15 protein-coding genes are annotated in these 15,023 nt (G+C 71.8%); 8 read left to right on the plus strand and 7 right to left on the minus strand.

Annotated features, from left to right (window positions below; translation table 11 throughout):
* Nucleotides 1-84: 84 nt before the first annotated feature.
* Nucleotides 85-609: an AAA family ATPase gene (locus tag ACFXPK_RS10885; RefSeq protein ID WP_385073954.1), complete on the minus strand. Its 525-nt coding sequence runs from the start codon at nt 607-609 to the stop codon at nt 85-87.
* Nucleotides 610-727: 118 nt separating this feature from the next.
* Here ACFXPK_RS10885 and ACFXPK_RS10890 point away from each other — a divergent pair, with 118 nt between their 5' ends.
* From ACFXPK_RS10890 to ACFXPK_RS10900, 3 genes are all read left to right on the plus strand, one after another.
* A complete protein-coding gene (locus ACFXPK_RS10890) occupies nt 728-1,165 on the plus strand; it encodes a helix-turn-helix domain-containing protein (RefSeq protein ID WP_385073956.1) in 438 nt (145 codons plus the stop codon).
* Nucleotides 1,166-1,189: 24 nt separating this feature from the next.
* On the plus strand, nt 1,190-1,810 hold the full coding sequence (locus tag ACFXPK_RS10895; RefSeq protein ID WP_385073959.1) for a hypothetical protein: 621 nt from the start codon (nt 1,190-1,192) through the stop codon (nt 1,808-1,810).
* 138 nt (nt 1,811-1,948) lie between these two features.
* Complete coding sequence (locus tag ACFXPK_RS10900; protein WP_385073978.1) at nt 1,949-2,287, plus strand: DUF2516 family protein; 339 nt, start codon at nt 1,949-1,951, stop codon at nt 2,285-2,287.
* Between the two features lie 42 nt (nt 2,288-2,329).
* Here ACFXPK_RS10900 and ACFXPK_RS10905 read toward each other — a convergent pair whose 3' ends face one another.
* The 3 genes from ACFXPK_RS10905 to ACFXPK_RS10915 form a co-directional block, all read right to left on the minus strand.
* Nucleotides 2,330-3,520, minus strand: a complete 1,191-nt coding sequence (locus ACFXPK_RS10905) for a PP2C family protein-serine/threonine phosphatase (protein ID WP_385004030.1) — start codon at nt 3,518-3,520, stop codon at nt 2,330-2,332.
* 415 nt (nt 3,521-3,935) lie between these two features.
* Nucleotides 3,936-5,093, minus strand: coding sequence for a C40 family peptidase (locus ACFXPK_RS10910; RefSeq protein ID WP_385073962.1), 1,158 nt, complete (start codon nt 5,091-5,093; stop codon nt 3,936-3,938).
* A gap of 262 nt (nt 5,094-5,355) precedes the next feature.
* Nucleotides 5,356-6,213 (minus strand): class I SAM-dependent methyltransferase, encoded by an 858-nt coding sequence (locus ACFXPK_RS10915; RefSeq protein WP_385004022.1) that lies wholly within the window; start codon nt 6,211-6,213, stop codon nt 5,356-5,358.
* A gap of 175 nt (nt 6,214-6,388) precedes the next feature.
* Between ACFXPK_RS10915 and mshA the strand changes: the two genes are divergently transcribed.
* Both mshA and ACFXPK_RS10925 read left to right on the plus strand, forming a co-directional pair.
* Nucleotides 6,389-7,744 (plus strand): D-inositol-3-phosphate glycosyltransferase, encoded by a 1,356-nt coding sequence (mshA, locus tag ACFXPK_RS10920; RefSeq protein WP_385004020.1) that lies wholly within the window; start codon nt 6,389-6,391, stop codon nt 7,742-7,744.
* 66 nt (nt 7,745-7,810) lie between these two features.
* Nucleotides 7,811-8,341 (plus strand): YbjN domain-containing protein, encoded by a 531-nt coding sequence (locus tag ACFXPK_RS10925; RefSeq protein WP_385073966.1) that lies wholly within the window; start codon nt 7,811-7,813, stop codon nt 8,339-8,341.
* A 17-nt stretch (nt 8,342-8,358) separates the two neighbouring features.
* On the opposite strand, the gene ACFXPK_RS10930 is transcribed toward ACFXPK_RS10925, so the two are convergent.
* Nucleotides 8,359-8,970, minus strand: a complete 612-nt coding sequence (locus tag ACFXPK_RS10930) for a CatB-related O-acetyltransferase (protein WP_385004028.1) — start codon at nt 8,968-8,970, stop codon at nt 8,359-8,361.
* Nucleotides 8,971-9,066: 96 nt separating this feature from the next.
* Entirely contained in the window at nt 9,067-10,461 is a 1,395-nt protein-coding gene (locus ACFXPK_RS10935; protein WP_385073969.1) for an MDR family MFS transporter, read from the minus strand.
* 207 nt (nt 10,462-10,668) lie between these two features.
* Between ACFXPK_RS10935 and ACFXPK_RS10940 the strand changes: the two genes are divergently transcribed.
* Nucleotides 10,669-11,430, plus strand: coding sequence for a phosphoglyceromutase (locus tag ACFXPK_RS10940; protein WP_385004014.1), 762 nt, complete (start codon nt 10,669-10,671; stop codon nt 11,428-11,430).
* A gap of 651 nt (nt 11,431-12,081) precedes the next feature.
* Here the strand turns inward: ACFXPK_RS10940 and phoU are convergent.
* Nucleotides 12,082-12,762 (minus strand): phosphate signaling complex protein PhoU, encoded by a 681-nt coding sequence (phoU, locus tag ACFXPK_RS10945; RefSeq protein WP_385004012.1) that lies wholly within the window; start codon nt 12,760-12,762, stop codon nt 12,082-12,084.
* 239 nt (nt 12,763-13,001) lie between these two features.
* Here phoU and ACFXPK_RS10950 point away from each other — a divergent pair, with 239 nt between their 5' ends.
* Together ACFXPK_RS10950 and ACFXPK_RS10955 are read left to right on the plus strand one after the other, a co-directional pair.
* Nucleotides 13,002-14,282, plus strand: coding sequence for a sensor histidine kinase (locus ACFXPK_RS10950; protein WP_385004010.1), 1,281 nt, complete (start codon nt 13,002-13,004; stop codon nt 14,280-14,282).
* Nucleotides 14,279-14,959 (plus strand): response regulator transcription factor, encoded by a 681-nt coding sequence (locus ACFXPK_RS10955; protein ID WP_046498012.1) that lies wholly within the window; start codon nt 14,279-14,281, stop codon nt 14,957-14,959. The genes ACFXPK_RS10950 and ACFXPK_RS10955 overlap by 4 nt, the downstream gene beginning before the upstream one ends.
* Nucleotides 14,960-15,023 lie beyond the last annotated feature (64 nt).

Raw genomic sequence — 15,023 nt, forward strand, 5'->3', positions numbered from 1 at the left:
CGAGCCTTTTTCTGTACGTTGCGGATCCGTACCCGGAGAGGACGCCGGGCGGCCCGGCCCCGGTTCTCCGGCACCGCCCGGCCCTCAGCTCCCGACGGCCTCCGCGATCCGCGCGGCGGCCTGGCCGGGCGTGAGGTGCGTGGTGTCGACGACCTCGGCCTCGCCGTGCAGCCAGGTGCGGGCCGCCTCGGCGTAGGGCTCCACGTAGGCGAGGCGGAACGGGGAGTCGGGGCCGATGACGGTGTCCCCGGCGATCCGCTCGCGGAGGGTCTCCTGGTCGGCGTGGAGCACGAAGTGCCGCACCGGGATCGCGTGTCCGGCGAGGCCCGCGCTGATCTCCCGCCAGTACTCCTCGACCAGGACGGTCATGGGCATCACCAGGGTGCCACCGGTGTAGTCGAGCACGCGCCGGGCGGTCTCGACGACGAGCGGCCGCCACGGCGGCCAGTGCTGGAAGTTGTCCGTCCCGGGCAGCCCCGGTGTGATGTCCATGAGTGTCTCGCCGACCTTCTCGGCGTCGAGCACCCGTGAGTCCGGGATGAGCTGCCGCACGAGCGCGCTTGTCGTCGTCTTGCCCACACCGTGGGTGCCGTTGAGCCATACGATCATGCGGCCAAAGACTAGGGCGTCTCGTCGGCCGCCACGGCGGTCATGGGGCCGCCGTGGGACAGAACACTTTTGCAAGCATCTGCTTGCAAAAGTTAGCGCGGCGGCGCACCATGGCGTCATGGCATCACTCAACGTCGGCAATCTCGGCGAGTACCTGCGGGAGCAGCGCCGCAGCGCGCAGCTCTCGTTGCGGCAGCTCGCCGATGCCGCCGGGGTGTCGAATCCGTATCTGAGCCAGATCGAGCGCGGGCTGCGCAAGCCGAGCGCGGACATTCTCCAGCAGCTCGCGAAGGCGCTGCGGATCTCCGCGGAGACGCTGTACGTGCAGGCCGGGATGCTCGACGAGCGGGAGCGGGAGGAGCTGGAGACGCAGGGTGTCATCCTCGCGGATCCCTCGATCAACGAGCGGCAGAAACAGGTGCTGCTCCAGATCTACGACTCCTTCCGCAAGGAGAACGCCCTCGACACGGACACCCCGGAACCAGCCCCGGAGCAGAGCTCGGAGCGAGCCGCCCGTGCGGACGGCGGCGGTGCTGCCACTACACCCTCAGACTGAAACGACCCGGGAAGGACCCCAGTCATGGCCATCACCGACGATCTGCGCAAGACCTTCAGCGACCCGAAGCCCCTCTACTTCGCCGCCGGGACCGCCGAGCTGGCCGTGGAGCAGGCCAAGAAGGTGCCCGGGCTGATCGAGCAGATCCGGGCCGAGGCGCCGGGGCGGATCGACGCCGTACGGAACTCGGACCCCAAGGCCGTCCAGGAGAAGGTCGCCGGTCAGGCCAAGGAGGCCCAGGCGACCGTGCAGGCCAAGGTCACCGAGGTGATCGGGTCGCTCGACACCGATCTGCGGAAGTTCGGCGAGACCGCCCAGGACCTGGCGCTGCGCGGCGTGGGCGTGGCCGCGGAGTACGCGGTCAGGGCGCGCGAGACGTACGAGAAGGTCGCCGAGCGCGGCGAGCAGAGCGTACGGGCGTGGCGCGGCGAGGCGGCCGAGGAGATCACCGAGATCGCCGTCGCCGTGGAGCCGGAGTCCGTCAAGACCGAGCCCGTCGCGAAGACCGCTCCCGAGGCCGGCACCAAGGCCGCGCCCGCCGCCGAGGAGAAGGCCGCGCCCGCCGCCGAGGCCAAGCCGGCCGCCAAGAAGCCCGCGCAGCGCAAGCCGGCCGCCAAGAAGACCACTCCTCCCGCCGCCGAGTAGGGCGGGCGGAACGGGGAACGGGACAACAGACCGGGCCGGGCACCTCAGGGGTGTCCGGCCCGTTGTCCAGGTACCTTCGACGTACGGATCGGTACAGGGGCCGCGAGTCGTCCCACCCACTGTTAGGCGGTGCTCAGCATGTTGCTCTCGGCATTCGGTTCTGTTCTGTGGCTGCTCAATATGGCCATGCTCGTCCTCGCCGTCGTCGCGCTCTTCTTCTCCGCGACGACCCGTGAGGACGCCTACCGGGCGGCGGACAAGCAGACCAAGAAGTTCTGGCTGATCATTCTCGGTGTCACGGTCGCCGTGAACCTCTTCGTGCCGATGCTGTTCCTCCAGATCGCCGGGCTCGTCGCCACGATCGTCTTCATGGTCGACGTGCGCCCCGCGGTCCAGCAGATCTCCGGTGGCGGCGGCGGACGGCGCGGCGGTTCCAGCAGCGACGGCCCCTACGGTCCGTACAACGGCGGACGCTGACCGGCGGGACCCGGCAACGGAAGCGCAAGGGAAGCGCGCCGCTCAGGCGCCCCGGCCCAGCAGCAGGACCGCCACGTCGTCGGTCAGCTCGCCGCCGTTCAGCTCGCGCACCCGCGCGACGGCCGCCGCCAGCAGCTCGTCGCCGCGCAGCCCGGCGTCGAGCTGGGCGTTGATCATCTCGACCATGCCCTCCTCGCCGAGCCGCGCTCTGGTCTCCGGGCCCGCCCGGCCCTCTATCAGGCCGTCCGTGTACATCATCAGATTCCACGAGCCGCCCAGCTCCACCTGCCGGCGCGGCCAGCGGGCGCGCGGCAGCAGGCCCAGCGCGGGGCCGCCGTCCTCGTACGGGAGGAGCCGCGCCGCCCGGCCCTCGCGGGTGATCAGCGGCGACGGGTGGCCGGCCAGGCAGATCCCGGCGCGCCGTCCGTCCGGCGAGATGTCCACGGTGCAGAGCGTCGCGAAGATCTCCTCGCTCTCCCGCTCGTGCTCCAGGACCTGCTGGAGCGTCGAGAGAAGCCGATCACCGCAGAGCCCCGCCAGCGTCAGCGCCCGCCACGCGATCCGCAGCTCCACGCCGAGCGCCGCCTCGTCGGGGCCGTGCCCGCAGACGTCGCCGATCATCGCGTGGACCGTCCCGTCCGGCGTGCGGACCGTGTCGTAGAAGTCCCCGCCCAGCAGCGCACGGGAGCGGCCGGGCCGGTACCGGGCCGCGAAGCGCAGGTCCGAGCCCTGGAGCAGGGGAGTGGGCAGCAGGCCGCGCTCCAGCCGGGCGTTCTCCTGGGCGCGCAGCCGGGACTCGGTGAGCTGGCGCTGGGCGATGTCCGCGCGTTTGCGCTCGACGGCGTACCGGATGGCGCGGCTCAGCAGCCGTCCGTCCAGCTCGTCGCGGAAGAGGTAGTCCTGCGCGCCGACCCGTACGGCCGCCGCCGCCCGCTCGCCGTCGCCCTCCGCCGCCAGCGCGAGCACGGCATGGCGCGGCGCGAGCCGCAGCACATGCTTCAGCGGGCCCAGCCCGTCGCCCTCGGCCGCGCCGGGGAGCGCGAGGTCCACCAGAATGCAGTCGATGTCGTCCGTGAGCAGCCGCTCGGCCTCGGTGAGGTTGCGGGCGCTGCGGATGCGGACCTGCGCACCCGCCCCCTCCGGCAGTTCCGGGGTGGCGAAGGTGCCCGCGTCGTCCTCGATCAGCAGCAGCGTGAGGGCGCCGCTCTTGACGGACTCCGTGACGGCGTCCATGACGGACTCCGTGGCGGTGGCCGTGCCGGGCGTGGTGTCGGCGGTGGTCGTGGTCGTGGTGCCCGTGCCGGCGGCTGTAGAACCTGTGCGCTGCCGCGGTACGGGTACAGATGCGGGTACGGACATCGGTGCGGGTTTCCTTCCCTCCCCCCGAGGGCACGATGGAACGACGAGCGACGCCCGCCAGACGGGGACCATAGCGGTAGCCGCCGCCCCGGCGGAATGGCGTACGGACCGGACCGCACCGTCATATGCCGCTTCCCGCCACGCATCCGGCGGGATTCGGGGTTGTGCGCCCATGACAAACATCACGTACGTACGCGCGTGTCCTCGCGGATGACATGCGACGCGTCACACGGGCCGCCTCGGTGGGGCGGCTTTCGCGGCGCGGGTTCCGTCAGGCGGCCGCGGCGTCCTATTTGTCCGGTCGTACGACTCCGAGGATGCGCATCGACCCCGCGCCCGTCACCGTCACGTTCCGCCCCGGCCGGGGCGCGTGCACGATCTTGCCGTCGCCCAGGTACATCCCCACATGGCTGGCGTCCTGGTGGTAGATGATCAGATCGCCGGGCCGCATGTCCTCGATGCCGATGCGCGGAAGCAGCCGCCACTGCTCCTGCGAGGTGCGCGGTATGGGCCGTCCGCCCGCCGCCCACGCCTGCGAGGTCAGCCCGGAGCAGTCGTACGAGTCCGGGCCCTCCGCTCCCCAGACGTACGGCTTGCCGATCTGCCCGGTCGCGAACTCGACCGCCTTCCTGCCCTGCGCGCTCGCGGTCCTGTCGATCTCCTGGAGCACACCGGAGCCGAGCCACGCGGTCTGCGCCGTGAGCGCGGCGTCCTTCTCCAGCCGGGCCAGCCGGGCGCGGTCCTTCTCCGCCAGGCCCGACTCCAGCTTCTCGGCGGCGGCGATCCGCTTCGTGATCTCCTTCTTCGCCTTCTCCTTCTTCGCGCGGTTGGCCTCCAGCTCCTGCCACCGCGTCCCCGCGTCCGAGGTGTAGGTCTTCAAGTCCTCCTGCGCCCTGGTGAGTTCGGCGATGAGGTCCCGCGTGGCCTTCTGGCCCTCCCGGGCCCGCCCCACACCGTCCAGGAAGAGCTGGGGATCGCCGGTGAGCATCAGCTCCGCCTCGCGCGGCAGCCCGCCGTCCCGGTACTGCGCCCGCGCGGCGGCGCCGGCCTGCTTCTTGAGGGCGTCGAGCCGCACCTGCCCCTTGACGATGTCCGCCGTCAACCCGACGACCTCGGCCGACTGCTTCTTCGCGCGCTCGTCGGCGAGGTTGTACGCGTCGGTGGCGGAGGCCGCCTTCCGGTACAGGGCGTCTATCTCCTTGCGCACCTCGTCCAGGGAGGTCGCGGCCGAGCCCGACGCGGCGACGTCCGACGGCGAGACCCCCGGGGGCAGTTCGACCGGGGGCGGTGCGACGGCGGGCGGCGAGGTGCTCGGCGCGGGGCCGGGGACACCGGGGGGCGCGGGCGCCGCGTACGCCGGGCCCAGCAGACCGGCCCCCGGTGCGGACAGCACGGCGAGCGCGCAGACCAGCGTGATCGCGGCAGAGGCACAGCGACGTCGGTTCACAAGCTTCCCCTCCAGGCCGACCACGCGGCAGAGATATCCGATGAACCGTCAGTAATATCGTGCCACAGGCGAGATCGTGCCATGTCCGCCGTCAAAGTGACAGAGGCCGTTATCCCGCAGGTGAAGACGAGTGAGCCCGCACAGTCGTTCCCCAGGGCCCTCACGGGTTCCCGCTCTTCTCTCCGCTTCCCCTCGGCTTCCCGCTTCCCCTCGGCTTCCCTCTCCGCTTCCCTGTGGCCGAGGGGAAGCGGAGCCCGTCATGTCATCCGCGCCCAGGCCCCGTCCCCGGCCCCGTCCCCGAACCCGGGGCGAGCGCCGCCCACTCCACCGTCACCTCGCCCTGCCGCCACCGGCGCGCGTCGTCCGCGAGCGGCCAGTGGGCCGACAACTCCCGTACGGCGCTGATCCAGCGCTGCCGCGCGCCCAGCGAGGCGTACGGGGCCGCCGCGGCCCACGCCCGGTCGAAGTCGCGCAGGAACGCGTGGACCGGCTCACCCGGAACATTGCGGTGGATCAGCGCCTTCGGCAGCCGCTCCGCGAGATCGGAGGGCCGGCCGAGCGAAGCGAGCCGTGTCGCGAAGGTGACCGTACGCGGCCCCTCCGGCCCGAGCGCCACCCACACATGGCGCCGCCCGATCTCGTCGCACGTCCCCTCCACCAGCAGCCCGCCCGGCGCGAGGCGCGCGCACAGCCGGGCCCAGACCGCGGCGACCTCCGCCTCGTCGTACTGGCGCAGCACGTTCGCCGCCCGGATCAGCACCGGCCGGCGGCCGTCGGGGAGCGGCACCTCGAAACCGCCGTGCCGGAAGCGGAGCCCGTCCCTCTCGTACGGGAGCGCCGCGGCGACCCGCGCCGGGTCGATCTCGACACCGGTCACCTCGGTGCGCGGATCCGCCGTACGCAGCCGCCGCAGCAGCTCGACCGCCGTCCACGGGGCGGCCCCGTACCCCAGGTCCACCACGACGGGATCGGCGCAGCGGCGCAGCGCGGCGCCGTGGGTCGCGGCGATCCAGCGGTCCATGCGGCGCAGCCGGTTCTGGTGGGTGGTGCCACGGGTCACCGCGCCCACCGGCCGCGCGGTACGCGCCGTACGGGCCGGAGGGGACGAATGCTGCGCCATACGGGTGAGCGTATCCAGACCGGGCACGGCCGCGCGGGTTGAGCCGTTGTCGGTAATGATTTGGCAAAACGGAAATGAAGGGGGTGCGTTCCACTGTTGACGGGCTTCGGAGGGGTCCCCACGCCCTTCCTTCGTCATGCTTCCCGGCATGTTTTCCTGCGAGAGGACCGTGGACGTGAGCCAGTACGTGTCCCGTATCGCCGGCACTTTCGCAGGACCGCCGAGGCCGCCCAGGCTGCGGCGCCAGGGGCCGCACCGCAGGCCGCGCCGGATAGCCATGCTCAGCGTCCACACCTCGCCGCTGCACCAGCCGGGGACGGGCGACGCGGGCGGGATGAACGTCTACATCGTCGAGCTGGCGAAGCGCCTCGCCGCGATCGACATCGAGGTGGAGATCTTCACGCGCGCCACGACCGGTGGTCTGGCCCCCACGGTGGAGCTGGCGCCCGGCGTGCTCGTACGCCATGTCGACGCGGGTCCGTACGAGGGCCTGGCCAAGGAGGAGCTGCCCGCGCAGCTCTGTGCCTTCACCCACGGCGTGATGCAGGCGTGGGCCGGCCAGCGCCCCGGCTACTACGACCTGGTCCACTCGCACTACTGGCTCTCCGGCCATGTCGGCTGGCTGGCCTCCGAGCGGTGGGGCGTCCCGCTGGTCCACGCCATGCACACGATGGCGAAGGTGAAGAACGCCGCGCTGGCGGAGGGCGACCGGCCGGAGCCCGCGGCCCGGGTCATCGGCGAGACGCAGATCGTGCGCGCCGCCGACCGCCTGATCGCCAACACGGCGGAGGAGGCCGACGACCTGGTCCGCTTCTACGAGGCGGAGCCGGACAAGGCCGCGATCGTGCACCCCGGGGTGAATCTGGAGTGTTTCTCTCCGGCGGACGGCCGCGCCGCGGCCCGCGCCCGGCTGGGACTTCCCCAGGACGCGTTCATCCCGCTCTTCGCCGGCCGCATCCAGCCGCTGAAGGCGCCCGATGTGCTGCTGCGCGCCGTGGCGGTCCTCCTGGAGCGGGACCCCTCGCTCCGCCGCAAGCTGGTCGTCCCGGTCGTCGGCGGCCCGAGCGGCAGCGGTCTGGCCAAGCCGGAAGGGCTCCAGAAGCTCGCGGCGCGCCTCGGTATCGCCGATGTCGTACGGTTCCGGCCGCCGGTCGGGCAGGCCCGGCTCGCGGACTGGTTCCGGGCGGCCTCGGTGCTGGTCATGCCCTCGTACAGCGAATCCTTCGGCCTGGTGGCGATAGAGGCCCAGGCGGCGGGCACCCCGGTGGTGGCGGCATCGGTGGGCGGACTGCCGGTGGCGGTACGGGACGGGGAGACCGGCTTCCTGGTGCCCGGCCACGAACCGGCGGCGTACGCGACCGCCCTGCGGCGCTTTGTCGACGCGCCGGAGCTGGTCGACCGGATGGGCGCGGCGGCGGCGCGCCACGCCCAGTCCTTCGGCTGGGACACCGCGGCGGCGGCGACGGCGGACGTCTACACGGCGGCGGTCCAGGACCACCGGCGCAACGGCCGCCCCCAGCACCACGGCTGACCTGTCCGCCCCCGGCACCACGGCTGACCCGTCCGCCCGGCGGGGCCCGTGTCGTAGGCTCGGCCCATGGCTGACGTCGATGTCGTACAGCGGACCGCGCGGGCGGGGCGGATCGTCGAACAGGCGCTGAAAGGCGCGGAGCTGGAGTGGGAGAGCCCGGAGCCCGGTGCGTACGTCGTCACCCTCCCCGGCACCCGCAAGCTCTCCACGACCTGCTCGCTCCGTATCGGCCGGCACGCGCTCTCCGTCAACGCGTTCGTGATCCGCCACCCCGACGAGAACGAGCAGGGCGTCCACCGCTGGCTGCTGGAGCGCAACCTCAAGCTGTACGGGGTGAGTTACGCGGTCGACGCCCTCGGCGACATCTACCTCGCGGGCAAGCTCCCGCTGGCGGTCGTCACCGAGGACGAGATCGACCGGCTGCTCGGCTCGGTGCTGGAGGCGGCGGACGGATCCTTCAACACCCTGCTGGAGCTGGGGTTCGCGAGCGCGATCCGCAAGGAGCACGCGTGGCGGGTGTCGCGCGGCGAGTCCACCCGGAACCTGGACGCGTTCGCGCATCTGACCCGGCGCGGCGAGGAGCCGGGACCCGCCTGAGGACGCGGGCGCGCCCGCTATCCCGGGGCCACCGCCGCCAGCTCGTCCACGCTTCCGGACATGACCGTGCGCAGATGCGCGGTGAGGTGTTCGACCGGCCAGTCCCACCAGGCGAGCGCGAGCAGCCGGGCGATGTCCGGCTCGTCGTACCGCTTCCGGATGAGCTGGGCCGGGTTGCCGCCGACGATGCCGTAGTCCGGTACGTCGTCGACGACCACCGAACCCGAGGCGATGATCGCCCCGTTCCCGATCCGGACGCCGGGCATCACCGTCGTGCGGTAGCCGAACCAGACGTCATGGCCGACCACGGTGTCGCCCCGGCCCGGCAGGCCGGTGATCAGGTCGAAGTGGTCGGACCAGGACCCGCCCATGATGGGGAACGGGAACGTCGAGGGGCCGTCCATCCGGTGGTTGGCGCCGTTCATCAGAAACCGCACGCCCTCGCCCAGCGCGCAGAACTTCCCGATGACGAGTTCTTCCGGACCGTAGTGGTAGAGCACGTTCCGGGTCTCGAAGGCGGTGGGGTCGTCCGGGTCGTCGTAGTACGAGAACTCCCCGACCTTGATCAGCGGGGAGGTGACCAGCGGCTTGAGCAGGACGACACGCGGCTGACCCGGCACCGGGTGCAGCACCGTCGGATCGGCGGGAACGGGGAGACGAGGAGGGGCAGGCGGGACGGACGGATCAGGTGATTCGGCGGGCACGGCGAACCGTTCTCCTCGCGGTCAGAGGTCCGGGCTGCCGGTCATGATCGCAGGCGCCTCGTCCGCCCGGCCAACCGTTTTCGCCGGAGCCGGAGCCGTGGCGGGGGCGGGAGCCGTGGCCGGAGCCGGGGCGGGGGCCGCTCCGCTCTCCGGATCCGAGAGCCCCCGTACCAGCAGCCAGTACCCGAGCCCGGCCGCCGTCCCCAGCACCGCGCACGCGCCCCACAGCCAGTTCGCGCCGAACCGGTCGATCACGAAGCCCGACATCAGCGGAGCTATCAGCGCCGCCGCCGACCAGGACATCGTGTACATGCCCTGGTAGCGGCCCCGGCCGTGGAGCGGGGAGAGCCGGACGACCAGCCCCGTCTGCGTCGGCGCGTTGACGATCTCCGCCAGGGTCCAGACGGCGACGGTCAGCGCGTACACGCCGAGCGACCCGGCGAACGCCGTCAGGCCGAAGCCGTACCCCGCCAGGACCGACGAGATGATCAGCAGACGGCGCGGGTCGCGGTGCTGGATGAAGCGGGTGACCGGGATCTGGAGGACCACGATCAGCACGCCGTTGACCGCGATCGCCGTGCCGTAGTCGGCGCTGTCGAACCCGTCCGCGCCCATCGCCACCGGCAGTCCCACGTACCCCTGCTGGAAGATCAGCGCCACCACGAAGGAGAGCCCGACGACGCTCATGAAGCGGCCGTCCCGCAGGACCGTCCCCAGCCCCGCACCCGCCGACGCGTCCGCCGCGCCCCCGCCCGCCGCGCCCCCGCCCGCCGTCTCCGTACGGTCGGGGCGGGACTCCGGCACCTTCAGGAAGACCACCACCGCACAGGCCAGCGTCAGCGCGGCCTCGCCCAGGAAGCCCGCGAGATAGCTGTACTGCGCGACGAACCCGGCGCCCGCCGCCGAGACCGCGAAGCCCAGATTGATCGCCCAGTAGTTCAGGGAGAACGCCTTCAGCCGGTCCTCGGGCCGCACGATGTCCGCGATCATCGCCTGCACGGCCGGCCGCGACGCGTTCGAGGCCATCCCGACCAGGAACGCCACCGCCGCGATCGCCACCGGATCCCGCATGAAACCCAGCAGCGCGACCGAGCCTGCCGTCGACACCTGCGCGATCATGATCGTGGGCCGCCGCCCCAGCCGGTCGGTCAGCACCCCGGCGCCGAGCGCGGAGACCACCCCGCCGAGCCCGTGGAGCGAGGCCACCAGCCCCGCGTACGAGGCGGAGTAGCCCCGGTCCAGCGTCAGATAGAGCGCCATGAAGGTGGCGACGAACGCGCCGAGCCGGTTGACCAGGGTGCTCGTCCACAGCCACCAGAACTCCCGGGGCAGCCCCGAGACACTGTCGCGCACCGCGCGCCGCAGCCCGCCGGCCCAGACGGCGACCGTGGTCGTGACCGACGTGGAGACAGGCATACGGATCCCCCGGGGCAGCGATGTGATGTGCGGCGTGACCGTCGGCGGAGCGACCGACCGGCGCGGCGACGACCAGGGGAAATGTATGTACGGGCGACCCCGCTCCGCCACCCGGTTGACGCAGTTCGTCAACTGGCGGAGAGCGCCGGCCGAGGGGTACGAGGTGTGCCCCGGAGCGCGCGCGACGGGTCCATTAGGCTTTGGCCCATGGCCGACGCACCGTACAAGCTGATCCTCCTCCGCCACGGCGAGAGCGAATGGAACGCGAAGAACCTGTTCACCGGCTGGGTGGACGTCAACCTCACCGACAAGGGCGAGAAGGAAGCCGTCCGCGGCGGCGAGCTGCTCAAGGACGCCGGCCTGCTGCCCGACGTGCTGCACACCTCCCTCCAGAAGCGCGCCATCCGCACCGCGCAGCTCGCGCTGGAGTCCGCGGACCGCCACTGGATCCCCGTCCAGCGCTCCTGGCGCCTGAACGAGCGCCACTACGGCGCGCTCCAGGGCAAGGACAAGGCGCAGACGCTCGCCGAGTTCGGCGAGGAGCAGTTCATGCTCTGGCGCCGCTCGTACGACACCCCGCCGCCCGCGCTGGAGGACGGCACGGAGTTCTCGCAGAGCGACGACCCCCGCTACGCCACGATCCCCGGCGAGCTGCGCCCGCGCACGGAGTGCCTCAAGGACGTCGTGGAGCGGATGCTCCCGTACTGGTACGACGCGATCGTCCCGGACCTGCTCACCGGCCGCACGGTCCTGATCGCCGCCCACGGCAACAGCCTGCGCGCCCTGGTCAAGCACCTCGACGGCGTCTCGGACGCGGACATCGCGGGCCTGAACATCCCGACCGGCATCCCGCTCGTCTACGAACTGGACGCCGACTTCCACCCGGTCACCCCGGGCGGCACCTACCTGGACGCGGACGCGGCGGCCGCCGCCATCGAGGCCGTGAAGAACCAGGGCAAGAAGAAGTAACGAGCGCCTGAAGGCCCGCCCAGGGCCCGCTCCGCCTGCACAGGCCCTCTGCCCGCGACACGTTCGCCGACAGGGGGCCTGTTGCTGTGCCGGGCGGACCGGGCGCGGACCGGGAGGGGCAGGCCGTGCCGGGAGGATGGGCCGGGAACGGCCGGAGGGCCCCGTCCGGCGGAACGTGGTCACACGTTCTGTCCGGGCGGGGCCCTCCGCGTGCGCGTGCGTCTCCGTATCCGACCACGTATCCGAGCTACGTATCCGAGCTCCGTGTCCGACTACATGGTTATTCGCATACGTGACGGTGCGCGTCGTACGTGGCCGGCGCGTCGGCCGGTCGGCGCCGCCGACCGTCAGCCGCAGCCTCCGCCGCACTGGCACGGCCCGCCCGACTGGCAGCCGCAGCCGCAGCCGGAGCCGCAGCCGCACGCGCCGAGAACGGGCAGATGTACGACGGAGGCAGGGGCCGCAGGGGCCTCCTGCCGGGGGGCGGTCGTCGGGGAATCGGCCATGGGATCCTCCTCAAGGCGTGCACGGATGTCGCCTCCGCCATTGCATGCCCGGCGAACTCGGGGCAACAACGGCGCATGCGCGGCGCACCCGCGCAAGCGCGGCGGTTCGCGCCCCTTCCGCGCCCCCTGCCTCAGCTCTGCACCCCTACGCGCCCTCGACCGGGGAGTCCGCCGACTGGAGCTCGTCCGCGTGCTCGCCCGTCACCAGGTAGACGACGCGCTTGGCGACCGACACCGCGTGGTCGGCGAACCGCTCGTAGTAGCGGCCCAGCAGCGTGACGTCCACCGCCGTCTCGATGCCGTGCTTCCAGCGGTCGTCCATCAGGTGCTGGAAGAGCGTGCGGTGCAGCAGGTCCATCTCGTCGTCGTCCTGTTCGAGCTGGAGCGCCAGCTCGACGTCCTTGGTCACGATGACCTCGGCGGCCTTCGCCATCAGGCGCTGGGCGAGCTGCCCCATCTCCAGCAGCGTCGCGTGCAGGTCGCGCGGCACCGGCGACTCCGGGAACCGCAGCCGGGCCTGCTTGGCCACGTGCTGGGCCAGGTCGCCGGCGCGCTCCAGATCGGCGCTCATCCGCAGGGACGTGACCACGATCCGCAGATCGGTGGCGACCGGCTGCTGCCGTGCCAGCAGCGCGATGGCACGCGCCTCCAGGTCGTGCTGGAGCGTGTCGACCTTGTCGTCGGCCGCGATCACGCTCTCGGCGAGCTTCAGATCCGCGTCGAGCATCGCGGTGGTGGCACGCCCTATGGCGGAACCGACCAGCCGGGCCATCTCGACCAGGTCTTCGCCTATCGAGTCCAGTTCCTCGTGGTACGCGTCCCGCATGGGGTTTGTCCCTCTCTCGACGTTCCTGTGACGTTCCTGCCGGGGGCAGGGCCGGGGCCCGGGGCCGGGAGCCGCGGGGGGCCGGTGCCCCACGCTCCCACGTTCTGTCCGTTACGCGTCCGGCTCCTCCCTCCCAAATGAACCAGCACTTTCCCCTCGGTGAACTCTGGGCGACGAGTGTTCGAGGAGACACCCTGATGGCTGGGAGCATGTCAGTGGCCGCGCATAACCTGGGACACATGGACGTGAACGCGGCGGTCGCCGCATTGGCAGCGATCGCCGGGGTGTGCACCGGCGTGATCGCCATGCTGGCGTTTCGCTGGAGCGAACGCGACCAGGCAAGACCCACCCGCACCTCACTGCACACGGATGCCGTACTGCCCCCGGGCGTCGACACCGTGCTCTCCGTGCTGCGCTCCTCGGCCGTCGTGCTCGACGAGAGCGACTCCGTCGTCAAGGCCAGCTCGGCGGCGTACGCGCTCGGGCTGGTCAGGGGCGGCAAGCTCGCCGTCGAACCCATGCTGGTCATGGCCCGCGACACCCGCAGGGACGGCGAGATACGACAGGTGGAGCTGGACCTCCCCCGGAGGGGCACGGGCCGGGGCGAGGCCCTCGCCGTCTCCGCCCGGGTCGCCCCGCTCGGCTCCCGTCTCGTCCTCCTCCTGGTCGAGGACCTGACGGAGGCCCGCCGTATCGAAGCGGTACGGCGCGACTTCGTGGCGAACGTCAGCCACGAGCTGAAGACCCCGACGGGCGCGCTCTCGCTGCTCTCCGAGGCCGTCATGGACGCCTCGGACGACCCCGAGGCGGTCACCCGGTTCGCCGGCCGGATGCAGATCGAGGCGACGCGCCTCACCAATCTGGTCCAGGAGCTGATCGACCTCTCCCGGGTGCAGAACGACGACCCGCTGGAGGACTCGGAGTCCGTACGGGTGGACGAGCTGGTGGCCGAGGCCATCGACCGCTCCCGGCAGCCCGCGTCCACGAAACAGATCACCATGGCCTCAGGTGGCACGGCCGACCTGTGCGTATGGGGAAACCGCGGCCAGCTCGCCGCCGCCCTCGGCAACCTCGTCGAGAACGCGGTCAACTACTCACCCGCCCGCACGCGCGTCGGTATCGCCGCGCACCGCGTCTCCGCCACCGGCGGGGACCTGATCGAGATAGCCGTGACCGATCAGGGCATAGGTATCTCCGAGAAGGACCGCGAGCGGGTCTTCGAGCGTTTCTACCGTGTCGACCCGGCCCGCTCCCGGGCCACCGGTGGTACGGGCCTCGGCCTCGCCATCGTCAAGCATGTGGCCGCCTCGCACGGCGGGGAGGTCACGGTGTGGAGCGCTGAAGGCCAGGGCTCCACCTTCACCCTGAGGCTGCCCGAGGCGGGCGCCGCACGGGACCGCACACCCACCACCGGGCCGGACGAAGACGACCAAGCCCCCTACGACACCGCCACAGACCCCAGCCGCGGCCTTCGGCTGGATTCCCCGACCGTGATACCTGCCCCGGAGGTCCTCCCGTGACCCGAGTGCTCGTCGTCGAGGATGAGGAATCCTTCAGCGACGCCCTTTCCTACATGCTCCGCAAGGAGGGCTTCGAGGTCGCGATCGCGACCACCGGGCCCGCGGGGCTCGACGAGTTCGAACGCAACGGCGCCGACCTCGTCCTCCTCGACCTGATGCTGCCCGGCCTGCCGGGCACCGAGGTCTGCCGTCAGCTCCGCGGCAGGTCGAACGTCCCGGTGATCATGGTGACCGCCAAGGACAGCGAGATCGACAAGGTGGTCGGCCTGGAGATAGGGGCCGACGACTATGTGACCAAGCCCTTCTCCTCGCGGGAGCTGGTCGCGCGTATCCGCGCGGTCCTGCGCCGCCGCGGCGAGCCGGAGGAGGTCACCCCGGCGGCCCTGGAGGCCGGTCCGGTCCGGATGGACGTGGACCGCCATGTCGTCACGGTCTCCGGCGGCAAGGTCGACCTCCCGCTCAAGGAGTTCGACCTGCTGGAGATGTTGCTGCGCAACGCGGGCCGTGTGCTGACCCGTATGCAGCTCATCGACCGGGTCTGGGGCGCGGACTACGTGGGCGACACCAAGACCCTCGACGTCCACGTCAAGCGTCTGCGCGCCAAGATCGAGCCGGACCCGGGGGCCCCGCGCTACCTGGTGACGGTACGAGGACTGGGCTACAAGTTCGAGCCGTAGACCGGCCCGCGTACGACGGCGGACAGCGAGATACGGCGGCGGCGCCGACCCGGAACCCCGGGCC

It is taken from the genome of Streptomyces sp. NPDC059142, assembly GCF_042755665.1.
Lineage (GTDB): Bacteria > Actinomycetota > Actinomycetes > Streptomycetales > Streptomycetaceae > Streptomyces.